Source organism: Serratia sp. PL17 (assembly GCF_017832355.1).
GTDB lineage: Bacteria > Pseudomonadota > Gammaproteobacteria > Enterobacterales > Enterobacteriaceae > Serratia.
The window spans coordinates 497,633-520,143 of sequence record NZ_JAFIBY010000003.1 but is presented as its reverse complement, the minus strand read 5'-3'; the positions used below and the strand labels follow the sequence as shown (position 1 = coordinate 520,143).

Genomic DNA, 22,511 nt, shown 5'->3' with positions numbered 1-22,511 from the left:
AAAAATAAGGCTCGTTCTATGCCGGAGAACCGCAGGGTGTAACGCGGTATGTTTTGTCTGGAAATTACGCTTAATTTGATTTAACGATAATGATAATCAATGAGTTATCTCATTGTGACCTTCTGATGTTCGAGGTTAAATGTTTCTGCAATGTAAAATTATAAAGAGCAAAAAGTAGCCGTATTGCAAGAAAAAAGAGTTGTGATCGGGACGGGAAAGGGTTACATATAACGCAAAAATGAGAGCTGAGTCGCAAAATGCCGTGAAACGACACCGCACGGCGCATGAAAACACCATGACATCAGCACGCGCAGGCCTAAGTTAATTAGTCGTGACAAATTTACATTTAAATAACATTTGTACGCGGCAGAGTCGGTAGTCAGCGGCTATAACTTAGTAAGCCTGTCAGGAAAAAAGTGTTTCATCTTTTCAAACTAGGGATTTCATGTGGAAAGTATCCAACTTTCGGTAGTGCATCGCTTGCCGCAAAGTTATCGTTGGCTATCAGGTTTTACCGGCATCAAGGTTGAACCCATTCCGCTCAGCGGAATAGACGAAGATAACAATCTGATTGGCCTGAAATTACTCAGCCATGAAGGGGCTGATGCGTGGCAGGTTATGCAACAGCTTAATCTGTCTTTGCAAGAGATTCAGGTGGATTGCGCCGTTGTGGAGTGGGAAGGGCAACCTTGCCTGTTCGTGCAACGCTGTGACGAAAGCGCAACCATGTGCCGCTTAAAAAATGTAGGCGCTGCGATTGCTGAACCTATGAGCGCCCAATACCCATTCTGATCCCGTCGCTAGTCCGCCAACTGTAACAGTTGCTGCGTGTAAGCGGCGGCGGGCGAAGTAAAGATCGTCTGGCAGTCACCTTGTTCGACCACCTCTCCCTGCCGCAGCACAATCACTTGATGGCACAGTGAACGCACCACCTGTAAATCATGACTGATAAACAGATAGGCCAGCCGGTGGCGTTGCTGCAGCGATTTCAACAGCGTCAGGATTTGTGCCTGTACCGATTTGTCCAACGACGAGGTCGGCTCATCCAGGATCAGTAACTGCGGCTGTAAAATCAGCGCGCGTGCGATGGCGATGCGTTGACGCTGCCCGCCGGAAAATTCGGTCGGGTAACGGTGGCGCAGGGCAGGATCCAGCCCGACCTCCTGCAATACAGCTATCACCCGTTGCTCTCGTTGCTCGGCGTTTAACGTCTGATGAACCTCTAACCCTTCGGCTATGATTTGCAGCACATTCAGCCGCGGATTGAGTGCAGAGTAAGGATCCTGAAACACAATCTGCATTTGGCTACGGTACGGCAGCATTTGTTTCATGTTGAACTGGTGTAACGGCTGACCGTTAAACCACACCGCACCGCCAGCGTTCAGCAGGCGCAGTAACGCCAACCCGGTGGTGCTTTTCCCTGAGCCAGATTCGCCCACCAGGCCGATGCTTTCACCCGCCCTTAATTCAAAACTCAGCCCTTTCAGCGCGTAATTGTGATCAATCGTACGGCGTAACAGCCCGCGTTTGATCGGGAAACTGACTTGCAGATTTTCCACCTTCAGCAGTGGCGCGGCATCTGCCGGTAGCGGTAATGGCACACCGACATCTTCTGCCGCCAACAACTGCTGGGTATACGCGTGTTGTGGCTTGCTGAACAGATTGGAGCGGCTGTTTTGTTCGACGCAATGGCCATGGCGCATCACGGCCACATTGTCCGCCAGGCGGCGCACAATATTCAGATTGTGGGTGATAAACAGCAGCCCCATGCCCATCTCTTGCTTTAGCTCTTTCAATAACGACAGGATCTGTGCCTGAATGGTCACATCGAGCGCGGTAGTGGGCTCATCGGCAATCAGCAGTTTGGGCTGGGTTAACACCGCCATGGCAATCATCACCCGCTGACGTTCGCCGCCGGAAAGTTGATGCGGGTAGTCTTTTAATCGGCCTTTAGCGTTGCGGATACCAACGCGATCCAGACACTGGATAACCTCACCACGCGCAACGTCGCGTCGCATACCGCGATGCAGCGCCAGCACTTCCGTCAGCTGTTTCTCAATCGTGTGCAATGGATTGAGCGACACCATCGGCTCCTGGAAAATCATCGAAATCTGGTTACCGCGGACCTTGCGGAGTTCGGCCTCTGGCGCATGCAGTAACGAATGGCCATTAAACTGGATATCACCGCCGGTATAGATCACGGGAGGCGACGGCAGCAGGCGCAGTATCGATAAAGCCGTGACGCTTTTGCCCGAGCCGGATTCACCCACCAGTGCCAGCGTTTCTGCTTTTTCTATCTGCAATGAAATGCCATTGACCACCGGATTCAGTTGACCTCCCTGGCGGAAAGCGACGCTGAGATCCTGAATTGAAAGCAAAGGAGAGCTAGCCATATCAATGCGCCTTGCTGGGGTCAAAGGCGTCGCGAACCGCTTCGCCGATAAAAATGAGAAGAGACAGCAGTACTGCCAGCACCAGGAATGCGGTGATGCCGAGCCAGGGTGCCTGAAGATTGTTCTTTCCTTGCAGCAACAGCTCACCCAATGAAGGTGAGCCGATTGGCAGACCGAAACCAAGAAAATCGAGAGAGGTCAGGGTGGTGATTGAGCCGCACAGGATAAAGGGTAAAAAGGTCAACATGGCCACCATCGCATTGGGCAGCATATGGCGATACATAATGACCCTGTCTTTTACCCCCATGGCACGCGCGGCGCGGATATAATCGTAGTTGCGGGTGCGCAGGAATTCGGCGCGTACCACACCCACCAGGCTCATCCAGCCAAATAAAATGGTAATACCGAGCAACCACCAGAAATTGGGCTGTACGATGCTCGACAGCAGGATGATCAAAAACAGCGTCGGCATGCCTGACCACACCTCAATAAAGCGTTGGCCCCACAGATCAACGCGGCCGCCGTAATAGCCTTGCATCGCGCCCACACAGACACCAATCACGCTGGAGAATAGCGTTAGCGCGAGCCCAAACAGCATTGATATACGAAAGCCATACAGTACGCGGGCCAGCACGTCACTGCCGTTACTGTCGGTGCCCAACAGGTTATGGCGTGAAGGGGCCGAGGGGAAGGGCACGTCAGTAGCGAAGTTGATGGTGTCGTAACTGAAGCGAATTGGCGGCCAAACGGCCCATCCGTGGTTGTCTATCTGTTGCTTTACGAACGGATCCTGGTAATCGGTAGTGGTATGCAGTTCTCCGCCGAAGGTGGTCTCGCTGTAGTCAAAGATGAACGGAAAATACACATGGCCTTCGTAACGGACGAGCAAGGGTCTGTCGTTGGCAAGCAGGTTGGCACCTAAGCTGAGAGTAAACAGCACCAAAAAAATCCACAGTGACCAATAGCCACGACGATTACTGCGAAAACGCGCCCAGCGGGCCTGATTTATCGGGCTTAGACGGTTCATTGGCGTGCCTCGAAATCAATGCGCGGATCGACCAGGGTATAGGTGATGTCGCTGAGGATATTCAAGAGCAGGCCAATCAGGGTGAAGATATACAACGTGCCGAACATGACGGGATAATCCCGTTGCAGGGTGGCGTCGTAACCCAGTAACCCCAGCCCATTGAGCGAGAACATCACCTCGATCAACAATGAACCGGTGAAGAACATGCTGACAAAGGTCGCCGGGAAGCCTGCGATAACCAGCAGCATCGCGTTTCGGAACACGTGTCGGTAAAGGATTTTCTTCTCGTCGAGCCCTTTGGCGCGTGCAGTCACCACGTACTGTTTGCGGATTTCATCGAGAAACGAATTCTTGGTCAGCATCGTGAGCGTGGCGAAACCGCCAATCACCGTCGCCAACACCGGCAGTGTGATATGCCACAGGTAATCGGTTATTTTGCCGTACCACGGCAGGGTATCGAAGTTGCTGGAAACCAGACCGCGAAGTGGGAACCAATCGAGGTAGCTGCCGCCGGCGAACAGCACGATCATCAGAATGGCGAACAGGAAAGCAGGAATAGCATAACCGATGATAATCAGGGTGCTACTCCAGGTATCAAAGGCGCTGCCGTTATTGACGGCTTTGCGGATACCCAGCGGTATCGACACCAAATAGATAATCAGCGTGCTCCACAACCCCAGCGTAATAGAGACAGGCAGGCTATGGCCAATCAGCTGCATTACTGACGCACCGCGAAACAGGCTGTCACCAAAGTCAAAGCGCATGTAGTTCCACAGCATGGTGAAATAGCGCTCGTGCAAGGGTTTGTCGAAGCCATAACGTTTGGTGATCTCGGCGATAACCTCCGGATCCAGGCCGCGCGAGCCGCGGTACTGGCTATCCGTCGCGCTGCCGACACCGATGCGTGCATGGCCCAGTTTTTCACCGGCGCCACCGCCGCCGAAACCGCTGCTTTGGCCCATTTCAATGGCAGCAATGGCCTGATCGACCGGCCCGCCAGGGGCGATTTGCACGATGAAAAAGTTAATGGTGATGATCGCCCACAGCGTGGGGATAATCAGCAACAATCTGCGAATCAGATAAGCCGCCATCGCAGACTCCTTATTGCTGTTGGGCCGGTAAACGGGCCGCCTTGTTAACGTCAAACCACCAGTTGTCGAAACCGATCACGTAGGCAGGGCGAATTGGCGGCGTAGAGAATTTGTCCCAATAAGCATAACGGTCGTGATTGGAATACCACATCGGCAACATATATCTATTCCAGGTCAGTACCCGATCCAGCGCCCGGCCAAGTGGCAGCAGGGCTTTTTCATCGCCCTGATGTGCGGCGATCTGCCTGACCAGGCTGTCGACCGCCGGATCGGTGACACCCGAAGTGTTCCAACTGGAATCAATATATTTGGAGTCCCAAAGTGTCAGGAGGCTGGTACTGGGGAACGGCATTGCCATATAGACCGTTGGCATCATATCGAAATCGCCGTCGCGCATGCGTTTGGTGAATTGAGATATGTCGATCTCACGGATCTGCATATCAATGCCCAACCGTTTCAGGTTGTGCTGAAGCGGTAATACGTACTGGAAGTTGCTACCGCTCAGCAGCATCAACTCAAAGGTGAACGGTTTGCCGGTTTTGCTGTTCACCAATTGTTGGTTTTTCACTTCCCAACCGGCCAGCTTTAACAACTGAGTGGCCTTAAGCAGGTTTTGGCGATCGTTGCCGCTGCCGTCAGAGGTCGGCGGCTGGTAAATACTGGTGAACACTTCAGCCGGTACTTTGCCCTTCAGCGGGGCCAACAGCGCCAGTTCAGCCGCGTCTGGGTAACCACTGGCCGCGTATGGTGTGTTTTGGAAATAGCTGTTAGTCCGTTGATAGGCGTTGTAATACAGCGCCTTATTCATCCAATCAAAGTCGAAAGCCAACGTGAGTGCTTCCCGCACCCGAGGATCGGCGAACAGCGGGCGTCTCATATTGAAGGCCAGCCAGCGCGTATTTTGCGCCGCCTGGTTGGTTTCATCTTGTTTGATGATGTAGTTACGGGCGAAATTGCCGCCCTGATACTGCGTGGCCCAGCTTTTTGGCGAACCTTCAATACGGAAGTCATAGGCACCGGCCTTGAAGGCTTCCAGCGCGACTTTGTCGTCGAGGTAGTAGTCGTAACGAATGCTGTCGAAATTAAAGCGGCCGCGGTTGACCGGCAGATTGGCGGCCCAGTAATCGCGCACGCGTTGGTAGGTAATGTATTGGCCAAGCCGATAGCTGGCGATCTTATAGGGGCCGCTGCTGAGTGGCGGCGTGTTCAGCGGTTCATTCAGCTTATGATCTTTCCAAAAGCTTTGCGGCAAAATGGGGAGGCTGAACAGCCCGAGCAGTTTGTCTTTATCCGGCTGAGGGAATTCTATACGCACTGTCAGACGTGAGATCGCCTTGACCGTAATGCCTTTATACAGCACGCGAAATTGCGGTACGCCTTCGGTCATAAACTTATTAAACGTGAAAGCCACGTCGGCGGCGGTAATGGGGCTGCCGTCGTGGAAACGGGCGCGGGCATTAATATCCAGCTCTACCCAGCGCATATCCGCAGGGAAGCGAGCAGATTCGGCAATCAGCGGATAGTAACTGCCGATTTCATCGTCTGAGGTGGTGAACAGCGTGTCATACAGCGCGTCGGTCCGTTCGCCGGGAACGCCGCGTGGGGCATAGCGGTTAAAATTATCGTAGGTCCCGATGGCTGCCAGGCGCACATCGCCTCCCTTCGGTGCCGCCGGGTTGACGTAGTCATAATGGCTGAAGTCAGTGGCGTATTTCGGCTCACCGAGCTGGGCGAAAGCATAGCTTTCATTGAGGGGTTCAGCCTGCAGGCCAAGGCTCAGTGCCGAGAGCACCAGGGCAGCAAAAACGCGTATGGACATCTTAACGGTAAGCTCCTGCTGTAAAGTCAGTTAAACCTGCGGCCGGCAGGCCATTTTTTGCCACGCAGCAGGGTAAATACATGAGAGAACTCACGCCTTGAGTGCCTGATAGTCAAATACGGGATGGGCATTGCAATACGCCATGAAGTTATCGATGCTCAAGGGTTTGCTGTAATAATACCCCTGCATAAAGTTAACGTCGTGCTCCTGCAGGAAGTACACTTGTTCGGCTGTTTCAACCCCTTCCGCCACGGTTTGCATCTTCAATTTTTTGGCCAGTGAAATGACCGCGTCCAGAACGGGTGCCGTGACGGTATCCCGACCGATCGAGTTAACGAAGCCGCGATCGATTTTCAGGTAATCCATGCTAAATCGCTCCAGATAAATCAGTGCACTGTGGCCGGTACCAAAATCATCAATAGCGATTTCAATCCCCTGCTGGTGCAGCCAGTCGAACTCTGTCAACGCACTGTCTTCTTCCACCATACCGCGCTCGGTAATTTCAAAGACCAGCGTAAAATAGTTGCACGGTAATTGGGCCAGCAGTTCATACACATCGTGATGGAAAGAGGGCGCACTGAGATGTGAAGGGGAGATGTTCAACCCGAGTTTTGCCCCCTGCGGCAAAGCCGTTGCCAGTTTAGGGGCGTCTTCGGCAATCAGGCGGAACAGGTGGCGTGTCAGTGGCACTATCAGCCCTTCGCTTTCGGCATAGGGGATAAATAAATCTGGCGGTATACGCCCTTCGATGGGGTGTTGCCAGCGGATCAACGCTTCCAGGCCACCAATGGCGCCGGTTTTGGTATGAAAGACCGGTTGATACTCGATAAAGAACTCGTTGTACTTGATGCCACGCATCAGGGCGCGTTCTGGACTTTGGCGCAACAACAGCATGTAGTAGCACAGCACACCGATCATCACCGACAGGATCAGGCTACCCAGAAGGGTTAGCCTGATATCGTTGGGCGTCAGCTTTTGGTTATAAAACAGAATGGTCATCGGCGTGCCGGCGATGGATATACGGTCGGCCTGCTCGTTGGGCAGTTGGTTAACCGGCATCAGGTTTGGGCTAAAACTGGTGAGGGCGCGATCGCCGAGAATAATGGCAATGCTTGTCGCCCGATCGGCGGTGGGGCTGAACATTTGTTGGGGCATTAGCCCAATATCCAGCGTAGCCAGTATACCGGTATCTTCCTTGCCCGGTTGGCGTAACCACACGGCGACGGCGGGTTTTCCCGGCACTAATGGCGTACCCTGCTGTAGTTTGAGGTCCAGCGGCTGTTGTTGGTTTATTTCCGGATAGATGCTTTTCAGCGCCAGCGTCATGTTGCCGGTAGCGGAAGAACAGTAGGCAATGCCGTTTTTTACCAGCATAAAAGTACGTACGCCGGAATGGAAAGCTGCTTGGTAGGTAATATCCGGTTGGCTGGTTGCACAGGATTGTTCGGTTAACGGCAACAATTGCTGCATGATTTCCGTTAACTCATTAAAGATTTTGAGAGTGAATTCTTGCGTGCGTTGTTCCACCACACGTTGATATTGCGTACGCTGGTGGCTAATCAAAGAAAGCGTAATAGCCATAAACAGGATAAAAAACACCAGGGCTACAATGCCGCTTTTAGCCAGGCTACGTCTTCTGTGCGAGACATGGCGTGCAAATGCCCTTTTCAAGCCCATAAACCTGCCCCCTGAGCACGGCGTATCAAACTGTTTTTGTTATAAAGTGACTGCGTAATATATCCCAATGCTGGTCTTGCAGTCATTATTCATCGCACATCTCGCGAATGACAATCGGCCGATATGGCCCACTAACGCATTATTGGCATTATCTCCATTTGACGATAATAGGTGAGTTTTTCATCTGAGGTGCAGTTTCCCGAAAATAATATCGCGAAATAAATAAGGGGAGGGCAGCAGAAAGCCAATCGAATCGATCGCTGATAGCGCAATGATGTCTCGAGGTTAGGCGGGGCAAAAAAAACGCTGCCCGAAGGCAGCGTTCTATCGCTCGTTTGGTATTCAGGACAATCAGGTTGGTACCGTCAACTGCGGGTAAGCACTCGGCGGCCTTCACGATAACGTTTATCCCAGTAGTTATCGCTCAGTTTTGAAATCATCACGCCGTTACTGGTCGAGGCATGAACAAATTGATCGTTACCTAAATAGATGCCGACATGGCGTCCGGTAGAGCCGGCGCGGAACAGCACCAGATCGCCAGGACGCAGTTTGGTACGCAAGATCTTCTTGCCAACGTCTTCCTGTTCATAGGTTGAACGCGGTAAATCCATACCAAACTGTTCACGGAAGGTGCGTTGTACAAACGCTGAGCAATCGATGCCGCGCTTGGTTTCACCACCTAAACGGTAGCGAACGCCTTTCCAGTCTGCATACTGGTCCATAATTTTTGACTTAACGTCAACGTTACGGACCATTGCTTCGAATTCATCCTGAGAGGCTTGCAGTAAAAGACCATCTTTGTCATTAACTGCACGCATCTCAGTTTGTGCGTTATTCAAGTTCGAAGTGTGAGTCGTGCTACACGCGGAGAGCATTACCGCTGCGGCAATTGCAGGTACTACCCGCAAAAAATATCTCAGAAACGGTTGAGATTTGACCATTGTTGTTGTTTTCCCTTGAAGTCCTTAACGACGAAAGTCGCTACCTGAAAAATGCCAAACGGAACGAGACTAGTCTGCTGCTGTTTACTCGACAATCGCTTACCGTTCAAAACGTGCTGGAACGCACATTTTTAATCGATTTGACGCTGAGTTGAGTTAAACCAGGCACAAACGCATCCGAGATTACCGTAACGAATTGGGGATTGCGAGCCTTTTTCCGCCCTTTTTTATATGAATTTGTGATGTAACATAATGTAAATCTTCATATAAAAAACGCTAATCGTTCGTTGTGCTGGTTTTGCGTCAATTCAGGCGGCGAAAGCGTTAACGCGATGATGTGCAAATAAGCAGAAAACGGTGAGGGAATCATCAGGAGGCCGGTCGGCCTCCTGCGGGGTATCACGATTTGTTATGGCTGCGATGGGCGGTGCTTGCCAGGCAGCATATCGTTCAGGCGCTGAATCAATACATCACTGAACGGAGTCATCAGACACCAGCTGGCACCAACCAACACGACAGACAGTGAACCAACGGCGATATCCGTAAACCAGTGGGCGCCAATCATCACGCGTGGTAATGAAAATACCAGGGTGATCAACAGCGCGACGATAAATGCCCGGCAATTAAAGTAGCGCAGCATGAAGCATGAAAAAATCATCAGCATCATACCGTGATCGCCAGGGAAACTGTCACTGGAAGCGTCTTTGGTAGGAATGCCGGTCAGTTCACTGACGCGGTTGATATTCTCAAAGCTCAGCGACGGGCTAGGGTGCTTGACCGGCAGCAAATGCCCAAGCTGGTTCAACACCACGGCAGTCAACAGCATAACAACGCCGGTGATCAATAAACGGCGACGGCCTGCGGCATTTTGCTGCAGGTAAAAAAACAGATACAGCAACCCCATTGCGAGCAGTGACATTACGTCAAATGCACGGTTATTGGTAATGGCCACCAAATGCAAAAAGTTGGAGTCAGTGGCTAAATGACGATTGAAAAAGAAGAAAATGGAAGAGTCCACAGTAAACCAAACACCGTGGTTAGCCGGCAGGAACCAGGACAGAAACAGCGCAATGCCCAGTAAATTGAAAAAGATGATGAAGGGTAAATTGCGGCGAGTCATGGCATAACCTGTTGTAAGTCTATAAATAAAAAGGGTGCTAACGGTAAAGATCTCAACTTAAACGAATAGTAAACAGCTTGGCTTGTAATGTGTTCCAGTCGGCGTTCTCGTTGTGAATGAGTTCAATTCGGCTGTCCAGTGGTGCCACTGGGCGTGTTTCGATACTGAGATCTTGTCCCTGACGGTTGATCAATAATGTGCCTTCAGCAATGCGTACCACACCTTTGGCGCGTTCAACGGGGGCCAGGCGTATCCACTCCATAATGCCAACGGTATCGAATACGGTGTCGGCATCAAAGATCCAGCCGCAGCTGGTAAATCCCTGCCCCTGATTGAGTGCTCTGCGCCAGCGTGACGTTTCCGGCAACCGCAGTGCGGCCAGGCCTTGCGTTTTGGCATGGCTATGATGATGTTGTGCATCCGGTAATTCTGTGCGATTTGTGCGAGGCTGGTCGAGCAAGGTAACATCTGCTTGTCCCTGTACGATCGGATAAAGCGGGCGTTGCCGGGGATCCTGCGCCGCCCATTGTTGCAAGGCCAGCAGATCCTCGGGGTGATAAGTATCGCTTTTGCTCGCCAGAATAATGTCTGCGGCTGCCAGTTGATCGCGGAAGTTTTCATTTTCGCGGTAGCGCGGTTCACTGAGCTGACGTGCGTCCAGCAGACAGAGGGTGGCTTGCAGTTCAATCCAGCCGGCATAACTGTCTTGTGTCAGCAATGACAGAATCTGTTTCGGATGACCGAGGCCGGTCGGTTCGATCAGTAACCGGTCAGGTTTGCTTTGTTGCAGGAGCATGTTGAGTCCAACCTGCATTGGCAGCCCGTTAACGCAACACATGCACCCCCCCGGGATCTCCTTCAACACTGCGCCGCTGTCTGCCAGCAATGCGCCGTCGATACCGATTTCACCGAATTCATTTACCAGCACGGCCCAGCGTTCGTGTTCCGGTTTGTTTGCCAATAAATGACGTATGGTGGTGGTTTTACCACTGCCGAGGAAACCGGTGATCAGGTTAGTTTTGGTCATGTATTATTCCTGATGTTAATAATTTCGACTGATCAATAAATAAGCCACCTGTTTGGCTTGAGTACAAGAGGCTGCCCAGCTTGCTTCAGGTCACAAATTTAGCAGGTTAGAATGCGATATTTAACTGGCCAAATCGACGATAATTTGTCGGAAAATTCTTAGCAAAAACCATGTATTAGCCATGGATACTGATTGTTAGTAGCTTGTTTTTTCTTTGTTAATTGCCCGATTACCCGCCAAATAATTACCCTGACCTTGCGATTATTCTTAAGAAGATCCTCTATGTTTAAATTGGCTTAACAAAAAAATGAGGTTGCCATGAATGTCTTTCGGTTATTTTTGATCGTAGGAATATTGTTTTCATGGACGGCAGCAAGTCATGCAGGAACCACTGGCGGGGTTATTCGTTTTGTCGGTTCTATTGTGGAAAGCCCCTGCGCGGTGAATGTCACCGATTCAACGGCCAATACGCAATGTTACCGCAATGGGCAGTACTATCAAGGTCAACAGGCCCTGTCAAAATTTGATGATACACGCAAAGAGCTTCCACTGAATTTAGGCACAACCGAAATGCGGTGGGTGGATCAACAGAAAAAACTTGCAGTAATGACGGTAGTTTATCGTTAAGTCGTTCGGCCATGCCGGATGAACCGTCCGGCATGGCCATTTTCTCTGTACGTTAAAAAACGATTCCCAACCTTTATTGCACCATTGCCGGCCAGCGATATTACGCCAGCTGCGTCGACACCCAGTTTTTTACCGTTTCCCGTGCGCCACGATCGCGCAGTGACAGATAAGCGCGAGTCACCGCCGCGACAAAATCCTCATTACCTGGCAATTGTTCACCAAAAATACTTTTTAGCCCCAACAAGGCGATCACGCGTTGTTCATCGTCCGGCGTTGCGGCGACGACCTGCTGGAGCGTTGCCGACAGCGGATCGCGGATATCTATCGGTTGGCCGGCATCATCGACACCACCGACATAGCGCATCCAGGCTGCCACGCCTAACGCCAGACCTGCGTAGCTGCTGCCATGCTGCAGATGCCAGCGCACAGAGTCCAACATACGTTGCGGCAGTTTTTGCGTACCGTCCATGGCGATTTGCCAGGTACGATGCTGCAAGGCGGGGTTGCTGTAACGTTCAATTAACTGTGTCGCGTAGGCTGCCAGATCGATACCGCTGACGCTGAGGGTTGGCGCCTGTTCTGCCAGCATCAGGTGATGTGCGGCATGGCGATAAGCCTCATCGCCCATGCAGTCGTTTATATATTGATAGCCTCCCAGATAACCGAGATAGGCCAAAAAGGAGTGGCTGCCATTGAGCATGCGCAGCTTCATTTGTTCGAACGGCAATACGTCGTTCACCAACTGTGCGCCAGCCAGTTCCCACGCGGGGCGTCCCGCGACAAAATTGTCTTCCACCACCCATTGAATAAAAGGTTCACAGGCGATGGCACATTCATCGCGTACCCCGCCGAGTGCATCAGCCACTTCATTCAGCGTCTCTGGCGTAGCGGCTGGAACAATGCGGTCGACCATGGTGCTGGGGAAGCTGGCGTGTTGGGTAATCCAGTCGGCCAGAGCGCCGTCGCGCACTTGTGCTAATCCGACTATTGCATTGCGTAGTACATGGCCGTTTTCTGGAATATTGTCGCAAGAAAGCAGGGTAAAGGCGGGCAGACCACGTTCACGACGCAGGCGTAGCGCCTCTACCAAAATGCCAGGAACCGTTGTGGGCTGCTCGGGATGGGCGAGATCGGCGAGGATCGCTTGATGCTGAAGATCCAACTGCCCAGTGCCTGGTTCAATGCAGTAGCCTTTCTCGGTAATCGTCATCGAGACAATCGCCACCTGAGGCTCCGCCAGTTTTTCCAGGACGGCGCCTATGCCTTCCAGCTTGCGGTGAACGCTTTCATGCACAGCGCCGATGACGATTGCCTGATCGCCAGCCGCACCTTTCTCCAGCACGCTATACAGATGATCTTGCTGACGCAGCGTCTGGAATAACGCATCGCCGCCAAACAGACTGATCTCGCAGATCCCCCAATCGCCCCCCTGACGATTCAATACCCGATCGGTCAGCAGTGCCTGATGGGCGCGGTGAAAGGCACCAAACCCAATATGCACCATGCGGCTTTGTAATGCGCTGCGTGCGTAGTGCGGTTGCTGGACGGCATCGGGAAGCGGTGAGTTGGCGATCGTCTTCATGCAAAACTCCAAAGCTGAGTAAAAGATGCTGGCAGGTAACTTCTTAAAAGTTATCAGACCAGTTTTTTTTGCGCTAAGGGGCGTTTTTTTCACCCTTCCGCACGCGGGTTATCTGACGCAGTGTAAGGCTGTCAGCGTATCAATAACATGTATCAGTCGAGAATAAGCCAGATTCGTGAAGTGGATCAACCAATCGTCGTTTCGCTTTTGACAGACAGATGTGAAAGAGTAAGGTGAAAGATAACCGATATCTATTTCAATTTGGTATAACAAGATTGTCGACACTGTGCGATCTTTATCCCTTCTGCAAGATTGGGCGATTTTTTATAAGGATAAATAATGGAACAAACATGGCGTTGGTATGGGCCGAACGATCCTGTCTCTCTTGATGATGTCCGTCAGGCTGGCGCTACTGGTGTCGTCACTGCATTGCACCATATTCCGAATGGCGAGGTGTGGCCGATCGAGGAGATCAAGGCACGTCAGGCACTGCTGGCGGAAAAGGGGTTGGTGTGGTCTGTGGTGGAAAGCATTCCGGTGCATGAAGAGATCAAAACCCACAGCGGCAATTACCCGCAACATATCGCCCATTATCAGCAATCGCTGCGTAACCTGGCGGCCTGCGGCATCGATACCGTTTGCTACAACTTTATGCCGATCCTCGACTGGACACGCACAGATCTGGAATATGTGTTGCCTGACGGCTCGAAAGCGCTGCGTTTCGATCAAATCGCCTTCGCGGCTTTTGAACTGCACATTCTGCAACGCTCAGGCGCAGATCAGGATTATACGGCGGAAGAGCAGGCGCAGGCCGCCGAGCGCTTTGCCGCCATGAGCGCTGCGGAGATTGCCACATTGACCGGCAATATCATCGCCGGGCTGCCGGGGGCAGAAGAGGGCTATACGCTCGATCAGTTCCGCGCTCGTCTGGCGGAGTACGATGGGATCGACAAAGCGCAACTGCGCGAAAATATGGCGGTGTTTCTGCGTGCAATCGTTCCGGTGGCGGAAGAGGTCGGGGTCCGGCTGGCGGTGCATCCAGACGATCCGCCGCGGCCAATCCTTGGTCTACCGCGCATTGTCTCGACCATTGACGATATGCAGTGGTTCAAGCAGACCGTCGACAGCCTTTATAACGGCTTTACTATGTGTACTGGTTCCTATGGTGTGCGTGCGGACAATGATTTGGTGCGGATGATTAAGACCTTCGGCGATCGTATCCACTTCACTCACCTGCGCGCCACTTGTCGTGAGGAAAACCCGAAAAGCTTCCATGAAGGCGCGCATCTGCAAGGCGATGTCGACATGGTGGCGGTGATTGAGGCGATTCTGAGCGAAGAACAGCGGCGTCATAAGGCAGGCGATCGGCGACCAATCCCGATGCGTCCCGATCATGGGCATCAGATGCTGGATGATTTAAAGAAAAAAACCAATCCGGGTTACTCGGCGATTGGCCGTTTGAAGGGGCTTGCGGAACTGCGCGGTGTCGAACTGGCGCTCAAACGCCGCTTCTTCCCTGAGTTGCCGTAACGGGGAAAAGCTGCGCCGAAACCCGGAATAAGCGTTATCGGCGCGGCCAATTTTCGCCCGAGCACTGCCCGGACGGAAAGTGGCAAGCAATAGCTTATTCAGCCCGGCTCATGTAGCGACGTTCAGCAATATGAATGCGGATTTTGTCACCGGCGCTGAGGTACTCTGGCACCTGAATGGTCAGACCGGTCGCCATGGTGGCCGGTTTGTTTCGGGCACTGGCGGATGCGCCTTTGATGCCTGGAGCTGTCTCCACAATTTCCATATCCACGGTTTGTGGCAGTTCCAACGCTAACACTTGACCGTCCAACGTCAGTACCTGCATGCCTGGCAGACCGGCTTCAGGAATAAACAGCAGCTCGTCTTCGATCTGGTCTTTCTTGAAGATATACGGGGTGTAATCCTCGTCATCCATGAAGACGTACTCTTCGCCATCGATATAAGAGAAGTTCACCTTACGGCGGGACAGGCTAATGGTATCCAGGATATCGTCGCCCTTGAAACGTTCTTCAACCTTCAACCCGGTACGGACATCCGAGAAGCGCATTTTGTATAAAGTGCTGGCACCTCGTGCACTTGGGCTTTGGACATCAATGTCTCTCACCAGCAGCAGTTTGCCGTTGTAATTGATCGCCATGCCGCGCTTAATTTCGTTAGCCTTTGCCATATAAAATAACCTGCAATGAAGAGTATTTGGGAAGTTGCGACACGTTACTCGCGCTGTTGATTTCAGGCAAGTAGATCGAGCAAAAACAGTGAGAGAAAGGGGGATGGCGGGCGCCATCCCCTGTGGAGTTACTTGAATACCGGCAGCAGACCCAGCAATGCCAATATGTGCGCGACAGCGTTGATCAGCCCGAACAAAATGATGAACAGGATCATGCCATGACCGCCGGGTGCGCGATATTGCGCATCAGCAAAGCGGCGGCGGCTGGCGTGCGCCATCATTGCTGGCACGATGACCGCCCAAACGGTGGCAGCCAGCCCGGCGAAACCGATGGCGTACAGGAAGCCATTCGGGAACAACAGCGCGGCAATGGTCGGCGGCGCAAAGGTGACGAGCGCGGTTTTAGTGCGTCCAGCGGTGTCGTCGCTGAATTTGAAAAAGTCCGCCAGATAGTCAAACAGGCCCAGTGACACCCCGAGGAACGAACTGGCCAGCGCCATATAAGAGAAGGCACTCAGTAGCTGGCCGACGGTCTGGCTGCTGGACACGTTGCCCATTTGTTTGAGCAGGCTGCCGATGTTGCCGCCTTCGGCAATCACCTGTCGGAAGGCGTCACGAGCGATATTGCCCTGAATCACATACTGCCACAGGATATAGATCGCCAGTGCCAACAGCGTGCCGTACACCAAGCTGCGCACCACGGCACCGCTGTCTTTATGATAATACTTCACCAATCCCGGCACATTGCCGTGATAGCCGAACGAGGTCAGCAGATAAGGCAGCGCCGCCAGGGCATATGGCAAATAGCTGGCCTGGTCATCTCCACGGTTGAACAGCACCGCCGGTTGTACATGAGTGAACATATCGCCGACCGACATCACAAAGGTGATCACCATACCGCCGATCAAAATGGTGCTCAGGCGATCTACCGCACGCGTGGAAAGCCAAACAATAAAGGCCACTATGATGGCAAACACCAGTCCTGCCGTGGTTTGCCCGACGCCAATGATACCTTCCAGCGTGTGAGCGATGATTGAACCGCCGGCAGAAATATAGGCGTAGGTCAGGATATACAGGACAAAGGCAATGGAAAGGCCGTTAATGGCGTTCCAGCTTTTGCCCAGCAGGTCTTTAACAATGGTATTGAAGCTGGCGCCGCTTGGGTAATGCAGGGCGGCCTCAAGGATCATCAGGCCGGAAATCAGCATACAGGCCCAGGTATAAATCAGCAGCGCGACAGAGCCGCTAAACCACACGCCAGAAGTCACAATAGGGATGGAGAACATGCCGGCGCCGACGGCGGTGCCTGCAATGATCATCGCGCCGCCAAGGACTGAAGGGCGGGAAAGCTTCTGGATGGTGTCCGCGGACATTATTGATTGCTCCTGAATGGCTGAGTTGGCCGTGAGTTCTTTTGTACTAGCTTAATGGTACATGTGTGGCTGACGCATGTAAAGCCGTGAATGTGCTTGTTTCATGCATTAATTTGCCTTAATGGGGCTGTTTAGGGCGTATTTGGGGCCTGGATGAGGGCAGTCAATTAACGGCTAAAAGAGGGGGGTGTAAAGATTGATGGGCAAACCCGGATTATGCTGGCGGGCAATGCGCGCTACTGATATTGTCGCGCTTCAATTCCGCCAGCCCACCGGGAGACTCGCTGATGGACTGCCGTGCCGACTGTGGCGCCTGTTGTATTGCGCCTTCAATATCCAGCCCGATCCCCGGCATGCCCAACGGCAAGCCCGCGAATACCCGCTGCATTCATCTGAGTGAGCAGCTACGTTGTGGTTTGTTTCACTCGCCATTGCGGCCAAAAGTCTGTGGCAGCCTGCAGGCAAGCCGTGAAATGTGTCATGACCACCGCGATCAGGCGCTCATCTATTTGGCTAAGCTGGAAGCGGATACGGCACCTTGAATCCGCGTTATGCGTCTTTGAGCTTCCACAAACACAGTACTGCACCGATCACCATCGCCAGCGCGGAGTAAAATACCGCGTGGTAACTCCAGATTTCTGCCACTACACCGGCAATTGAACCGGCAAAGATCCAGCCCACTCGGGTCGTGTTGGTAAATAAGGTGGTGGCCGCACCGGCCTGTCCGGGCATCAGATCCTGAAAATAGAGCATGCCAATCCCTGCCAGCACGCCGATAAAGGCAGCATTAAGCAGTTGCAGGGCGATCAGCTGCCAGGTGCCGGTGATAAACAACAGGCCAAGGTAAAACAGCAGGCCTGCCACCACAGCACAACGCATCAGGAAGCGCTTGCCGAAGCGTTTCGCCACCATACCGGCGACCAGCATGGTGGGTATCTCCAGCCCGGCTGCGGTGCCCATTAATATCCCCGCCAATCTTTCCGGCAGTTGCAGTTCATGCACCATATACAGCGGCATATTGATCAGATACATGCTGTTGGCGGTCCACATAAAGGTGCAGGCCATAAACAACAGCAGCGTATCACGACGGTTCTGGCGCGGAGCTTCCAGCGTGGTGCTGGCGGGCACCGGCGTTTTGCGCATCGATGGCAGCATTGTCCACACCAGCGCGCCACACAGAATAAATGCAGCCGCGGCAGCCAGATACATCACCTTAAAACCGAATCCCAATGCCAATGCAAAGGCGATAGGGGGACCGATGACCCAGGCCAGGGAAACCTGTGCACGCAGGATCGAGCTGAACATCACGGCTTCGCGACCGGTACGGTCGGCATGCTCGCGTGCCAGGGCAAACATCTGGGGGTTTGCGGTGGAACCGAAGCTGGTCAGCATCACGCCGACGGCCAGCAAAAGAGAGTAATTACGACTCCAGGCGAACAGCACACAGCCCAGTGCACCCAACATGCAGCACAGAAAAATCAGTGTTTTGCGATCGCCTTTTTGATCCGAGCGTCGGGCAAGAAATTGACTGACCAGAATGCCGATGACGGCGCTGCCGGTAAAGAATAACCCGACCATGGAAGGGCGCACTTTCACTTCTGTCGCCAGAAATAGGCTCAGCGTCGGGGTCTGCAGCGCACCGGCAATCCCAGTGAGGAAGGCCACCACTAAAAATGCCAGTGAAGTGAGGTCGGGGGAGCGTCGTGTTACCGCAGTTGAACTAGGCATAGAGGTCAGCAAATAGCCATAATTGAGGGAGTCGCGCGCATAATACGCCCGTTTAAATTAATCAGAAACCGGTTTCATTCTGCTTAATGGTAAAAAATTCTTACCCGCATAAGTCGAGAAAAAGGGCGATGTCACCATCGCCCGGGTATTCGGATATACCGCGTTATGCGCCGATTGGCACGTCGTGCGCGGTGTTTTTCAGCACCTCACCCTGGTACTTCTCTATCTGCAACTGAGCCATCTGCCCGCAGTTACCCTGGGCCAGGCTGGAGGAGCCAATGTCAAAGGTCAGGCAGTTGACGTTGCCGTTCTTACACAGCGACCCCGGTTGTGACGGATCCGCCGGATCGAACCAGGCCCCTTCGCTGATACGCACCACGCCAGGGCGTACGTCCTCACTGACCACGGCACCAACCAGGATCTGGCCACGATCGTTAAAGGCACGTACCAAGTCACCGTTAGCGATACCGCGTGATTGGGCATCCTGTGGATGGATCACAATCGCTTCACGATCTGCGACCGCATACTTTTTACGCAGCGGCGTATTGTCGAGCTGTGAGTGCAGGCGGTTGATCGGGTGTGCGGTGTTCAGTGACAGCGGATATTTAACCGCTTCCGGTCCGCGATACCACTCATGCGGTGGCATCCAGGTTGGGATGCCGGGGCAATCCTGGTATTTCATTTTGGCAATGGCGTCGGAGTAAATCTCGATTTTACCGGACGGCGTACCCAATGGATTGAGCAACGGGTTTTCGCGATAGTCGGCGAAACGCACCCATTGCGTGTTGGCTTCAGGCACCGGGAAGCGCACATAGTTATTGGATGCCCAGAACATGTCGAACGGTGGCAGGGCCACCCGGGCGGCGCGCGCCTGCGTTTTCATGTCATCGTACATGCCTTTCAACCACTGGGTTTCATCTTTGCCTTCGGTAAAGGCATCTTGCACTCCCAGTTTGGCCGCCATGGCTGCGAAGATATCAAAGTCGCTGCGCGACTCATGCTGTGGTTGTACACACTGATGCATTGGGAATACATACAGCTGCGAGTAATCCCCCCCCATTTCCAGATCGTTGCGTTCATAGCTGGTGGTGGCTGGCAGTACGATATCGGCGTGTTTGGCCGTGGCGGTCCAATAGGGTTCGTTCACCACGATGGTGTCCGGCCGTTGCCACGCCTTGACCAGATTATTGGTGTCCTGATGCTGGTGGAAGGTATTCCCCCCGGCCACATACACCATTTTCACCTCAGGGTAGGTGACCTGCGCGCCGTTGAAGTTAATGGTCTTGCCTGGATTGCTCAGGCATTCGGCGATGCGTGCCACCGGGATCGGGGCCGGCGAGTTCTTCGGCGCGTTACCGGCAGAAATACCGGAAATGATGCCGCCTTTCGCCGTCGGGCTCCCGCCGGAAGAGTAATGATAACTGAAGCCAAAACCGCCGCCCGGCAAGCCGATTTGGCCGAGCATCGCCGCGACGGTGACCAAGAGCCAGTGCTGTTGTTCGCCATGATGCTGGCGTTGAATACCCCAACCGCCCATGATCATGGTGCGATTTTTTGCCATGTCGCGGGCCAGTTGGCGTAACACGTCGGCATCGACACCGCACACATCGGCAGCCCATTCGGCGGTTTTTGGCGTGCCATCGGTTTCGCCCAGCAGATAGGCCTGGAACTTGTCGAAGCCGGCAGTATAGGTTTTCAGGAAGTCAGGGTTATGCAGGTTTTCGGTCAACAGCGTGTGAGCGATGCCGATCAGCATAGCGCCGTCCGTATAAGGGCGCGGGGCGATCCACTGCGCATCGACGAATTTGGCGCTGTCGTTGTGCACCGGATCGATACTGATCACCCGGGTGCCTTTCTTCTTCAGTGCCTCAAAGCCCGTCTGCCCGTAGTGGTCCGGCACGTTCCAACTGTTTTTCAACGTGATCATTGGGTTACAGCCCCATAGAACCACCAGTTGGCTGTTTTCTATCACGTTAGGCCAGGCGGTCTGCTGTTCGTAAACCTCCATAGAGCCCACCACGTGTGACATGATCACCTGGGCTGCACCGGTGGAGTAGTCGCCGGCATAACCGAGGAAACCGCCGGTCAGGTTCATCAGGCGTTGCAGCAGTGTGCGGCTGTTATGCAGCATGCCGACGCTCTTCCAGCCATAAGACCCGGCATAGATTGATTGTGGGCCGTGGTCTTTCTGTAGACGGGTAATCTCACCGCACACCAGTTCAATGGCTTTGTCCCAACTGACGCGCACCCATTCGTCGCGACCGCGTAACTCGGTATGGCTACCGGGGCCCCCTTCCAGCCAGCTTTTACGCACCATCGGGTATTTGATGCGGTTTTCAGCATGGACTTGATAAGGTGCCATGGTGATCAGTTCGTTCGGATAAGGATCGTCTTTAACCGGCTGCACGCCGACCATTTTGCCGTCCTGTACTATGGCTTCAAAAGCGCCCCAGTGTGCGCCCGTCAGAATGCCTTTTTGTGCCTGGCGCAGTACCACAAACTGTGGCAGCGCCTGGCTAATAGCCTGCGCCAATGCGGATTTGGGCCACAAGCCTGCCAGCAAAGGTGCTGCGGCCAGCGCAGTGGCACCGGTCAGGAAGCGGCGGCGGCTCATTTTTAACGCTTGTTGTTGATATTTGCTCATTTCGCTTCTCCCTTAAAGCTTGGCTGGTGCGGCGGGTTGCATGTCACTGGCATGTTTCTGCACGTATTGTGTCAGAACGCGCAGTTGTTCCTGCGTCAGCGAGGTGCGTGGAGCCATACCTTTAATTACGCCGATCCACTGGTTGGCGTTGAAGCGATCGAGTGCGGTCAGGCCGTGGCAACCGGTACAGTTGGCAGACATCATATCCGCCGTGTAGCGCCAGATTTTTTGCTGATCGTCGATCAGTTGTTTACGCGGCAACCATACCTGGAGAGAAACTTGATGCCACACTAGGCCCGTTTCACTGTCGGTCATGGTGCTCCCGGTTTTCAGCAGTTTGCGTGCGTCTTCACCCAGCAGCACGCTGAGAATACGCTTGCCCTGTGCCGCGTAGAACACTTCGCTGACACCGTCTTGCTGCCAGCCGGTGACGTTGGCCAGCACTTTGTCACCTTCCTGTTTCATCACCTGAACCTCGGTGGATGGCATCAAGTTACCGGCGTTGTGGCTGTCGTCAGGCTTCAGGAAGAAGGGCTCAGTGGCAATGGTGTACAGCGTGGTCGCGGTTGGTGAGGTTTCAGCGGCCGCTTTTGCCAGTTCGGCTGCACCAGCCTGAGCTGCGCCACTCATATCCGGCAGGATATGTGCCACACCTTTGTGACAATCGATACAGGTTTCGCCCTGCTTGATGGCCACTGGATGCTGAATGCGTGCTTCAGGTCGCTGAGCAGTGATGTCCATAGCATCAAAGCTGTGGCACGAGCGGCAAGTGGCGGAGTCGTTTTCTTTCAGCGTTTTCCATACCGACTGAGCCATGGCCAGCTTATGTGCCTCATATTTTTCTGGTGTATTAATGGTACCCACCATCTCGCCATAAATATCTTTTACCGCGCGGATTTTGGTCCACAGGTAATCGAGCGGCTCATGCGGAACGTGGCAGTCGGCACATTCGGCACGGATGCCTTTGGTATTCTGGAAGTGGACGCTGCCCTGATATTCAGCCAGCGGCTGTTGCATGGTGTGACAGGAAACGCAGAAGGCCGTGTCGCTGGTTTTGTGGAATACCGTCGCGGTGCCCGCTAATAATGCTGCCCCGAGGATAATTCCGAGGAGCAAAATCCACAGCCATCCCCAGCGGTGCTTTTTTATCAAGCCAGTGAGTTTATTGGTCATATTGAACCCGCTTATAATTATGAAATACCAAGGAAAACCTTGCCAAAAAAGTGTCGACCGAACGCCGACATGCTTGGGGAAGTATAGGTATT

The 22,511-nt window shown here is 53.2% G+C and carries 18 protein-coding genes; 4 read left to right on the top strand and 14 right to left on the bottom strand.

Going from position 1 to position 22,511, the window contains the following annotated elements; translation table 11 throughout:
* The first annotated feature begins 447 nt into the window (after positions 1-447).
* Positions 448-792 carry a YejG family protein gene (locus tag JOE25_RS14020; RefSeq protein ID WP_209636096.1) on the top strand — a complete coding sequence of 115 codons (345 nt, stop codon included), beginning with the start codon at positions 448-450 and terminating at the stop codon, positions 790-792.
* 8 nt (positions 793-800) lie between these two features.
* Here JOE25_RS14020 and yejF read toward each other — a convergent pair whose 3' ends face one another.
* The 8 genes from yejF to JOE25_RS13980 all read right to left on the bottom strand — a co-directional run bounded on the left by yejF (position 801) and on the right by JOE25_RS13980 (position 11,095).
* On the bottom strand, positions 801-2,393 hold the full coding sequence (yejF, locus tag JOE25_RS14015; protein WP_209636094.1) for a microcin C ABC transporter ATP-binding protein YejF: 1,593 nt from the start codon (positions 2,391-2,393) through the stop codon (positions 801-803).
* Position 2,394: 1 nt separating this feature from the next.
* Positions 2,395-3,420 carry a microcin C ABC transporter permease gene (locus JOE25_RS14010; protein WP_209636092.1) on the bottom strand — a complete coding sequence of 342 codons (1,026 nt, stop codon included), beginning with the start codon at positions 3,418-3,420 and terminating at the stop codon, positions 2,395-2,397.
* Positions 3,417-4,511 (bottom strand): microcin C ABC transporter permease YejB, encoded by a 1,095-nt coding sequence (locus JOE25_RS14005; RefSeq protein WP_209636090.1) that lies wholly within the window; start codon positions 4,509-4,511, stop codon positions 3,417-3,419. Before JOE25_RS14005 ends, JOE25_RS14010 begins: the two co-directional genes overlap by 4 nt.
* Positions 4,512-4,521: 10 nt before the next feature.
* A complete protein-coding gene (locus JOE25_RS14000) occupies positions 4,522-6,330 on the bottom strand; it encodes an extracellular solute-binding protein (RefSeq protein ID WP_209636089.1) in 1,809 nt (602 codons plus the stop codon).
* Positions 6,331-6,420: 90 nt separating this feature from the next.
* On the bottom strand, positions 6,421-8,007 hold the full coding sequence (locus tag JOE25_RS13995) for a cyclic di-GMP phosphodiesterase (RefSeq protein ID WP_209636088.1): 1,587 nt from the start codon (positions 8,005-8,007) through the stop codon (positions 6,421-6,423).
* Positions 8,008-8,372: 365 nt separating this feature from the next.
* Positions 8,373-8,948 (bottom strand): bifunctional murein DD-endopeptidase/murein LD-carboxypeptidase, encoded by a 576-nt coding sequence (gene mepS / locus JOE25_RS13990; RefSeq protein ID WP_037426774.1) that lies wholly within the window; start codon positions 8,946-8,948, stop codon positions 8,373-8,375.
* 409 nt (positions 8,949-9,357) lie between these two features.
* Positions 9,358-10,068: a phosphatase PAP2 family protein gene (locus JOE25_RS13985; protein ID WP_209636087.1), complete on the bottom strand. Its 711-nt coding sequence runs from the start codon at positions 10,066-10,068 to the stop codon at positions 9,358-9,360.
* 52 nt (positions 10,069-10,120) lie between these two features.
* Positions 10,121-11,095: a GTP-binding protein gene (locus JOE25_RS13980; RefSeq protein ID WP_209636086.1), complete on the bottom strand. Its 975-nt coding sequence runs from the start codon at positions 11,093-11,095 to the stop codon at positions 10,121-10,123.
* A gap of 318 nt (positions 11,096-11,413) precedes the next feature.
* Between JOE25_RS13980 and JOE25_RS13975 the strand changes: the two genes are divergently transcribed.
* Positions 11,414-11,722 carry a type 1 fimbrial protein gene (locus tag JOE25_RS13975; protein ID WP_209636085.1) on the top strand — a complete coding sequence of 103 codons (309 nt, stop codon included), beginning with the start codon at positions 11,414-11,416 and terminating at the stop codon, positions 11,720-11,722.
* A 100-nt stretch (positions 11,723-11,822) separates the two neighbouring features.
* On the opposite strand, the gene JOE25_RS13970 is transcribed toward JOE25_RS13975, so the two are convergent.
* On the bottom strand, positions 11,823-13,304 hold the full coding sequence (locus JOE25_RS13970; protein ID WP_209636084.1) for a fructuronate reductase: 1,482 nt from the start codon (positions 13,302-13,304) through the stop codon (positions 11,823-11,825).
* Positions 13,305-13,643: 339 nt separating this feature from the next.
* Between JOE25_RS13970 and uxuA the strand changes: the two genes are divergently transcribed.
* Complete coding sequence (uxuA, locus tag JOE25_RS13965; protein WP_209636082.1) at positions 13,644-14,834, top strand: mannonate dehydratase; 1,191 nt, start codon at positions 13,644-13,646, stop codon at positions 14,832-14,834.
* Between the two features lie 94 nt (positions 14,835-14,928).
* On the opposite strand, the gene yeiP is transcribed toward uxuA, so the two are convergent.
* Both yeiP and mtr read right to left on the bottom strand, forming a co-directional pair.
* Positions 14,929-15,501 carry an elongation factor P-like protein YeiP gene (gene yeiP / locus JOE25_RS13960; RefSeq protein WP_209636080.1) on the bottom strand — a complete coding sequence of 191 codons (573 nt, stop codon included), beginning with the start codon at positions 15,499-15,501 and terminating at the stop codon, positions 14,929-14,931.
* 128 nt (positions 15,502-15,629) lie between these two features.
* Positions 15,630-16,874, bottom strand: coding sequence for a tryptophan permease (gene mtr, locus JOE25_RS13955; protein ID WP_209636078.1), 1,245 nt, complete (start codon positions 16,872-16,874; stop codon positions 15,630-15,632).
* 287 nt (positions 16,875-17,161) lie between these two features.
* On the opposite strand from mtr, the gene JOE25_RS13950 reads away from it, so the two are divergent.
* On the top strand, positions 17,162-17,416 hold the full coding sequence (locus JOE25_RS13950; protein ID WP_012145951.1) for a YkgJ family cysteine cluster protein: 255 nt from the start codon (positions 17,162-17,164) through the stop codon (positions 17,414-17,416).
* A 7-nt stretch (positions 17,417-17,423) separates the two neighbouring features.
* On the opposite strand, the gene JOE25_RS13945 is transcribed toward JOE25_RS13950, so the two are convergent.
* The 3 genes from JOE25_RS13945 to JOE25_RS13935 form a co-directional block, all read right to left on the bottom strand.
* Positions 17,424-18,602, bottom strand: a complete 1,179-nt coding sequence (locus JOE25_RS13945) for a sugar efflux transporter (protein WP_209636076.1) — start codon at positions 18,600-18,602, stop codon at positions 17,424-17,426.
* A gap of 163 nt (positions 18,603-18,765) precedes the next feature.
* Complete coding sequence (gene torA, locus JOE25_RS13940; RefSeq protein WP_209636074.1) at positions 18,766-21,246, bottom strand: trimethylamine-N-oxide reductase TorA; 2,481 nt, start codon at positions 21,244-21,246, stop codon at positions 18,766-18,768.
* Positions 21,247-21,258: 12 nt separating this feature from the next.
* Entirely contained in the window at positions 21,259-22,419 is a 1,161-nt protein-coding gene (locus JOE25_RS13935; RefSeq protein ID WP_209636071.1) for a NapC/NirT family cytochrome c, read from the bottom strand.
* Positions 22,420-22,511 lie beyond the last annotated feature (92 nt).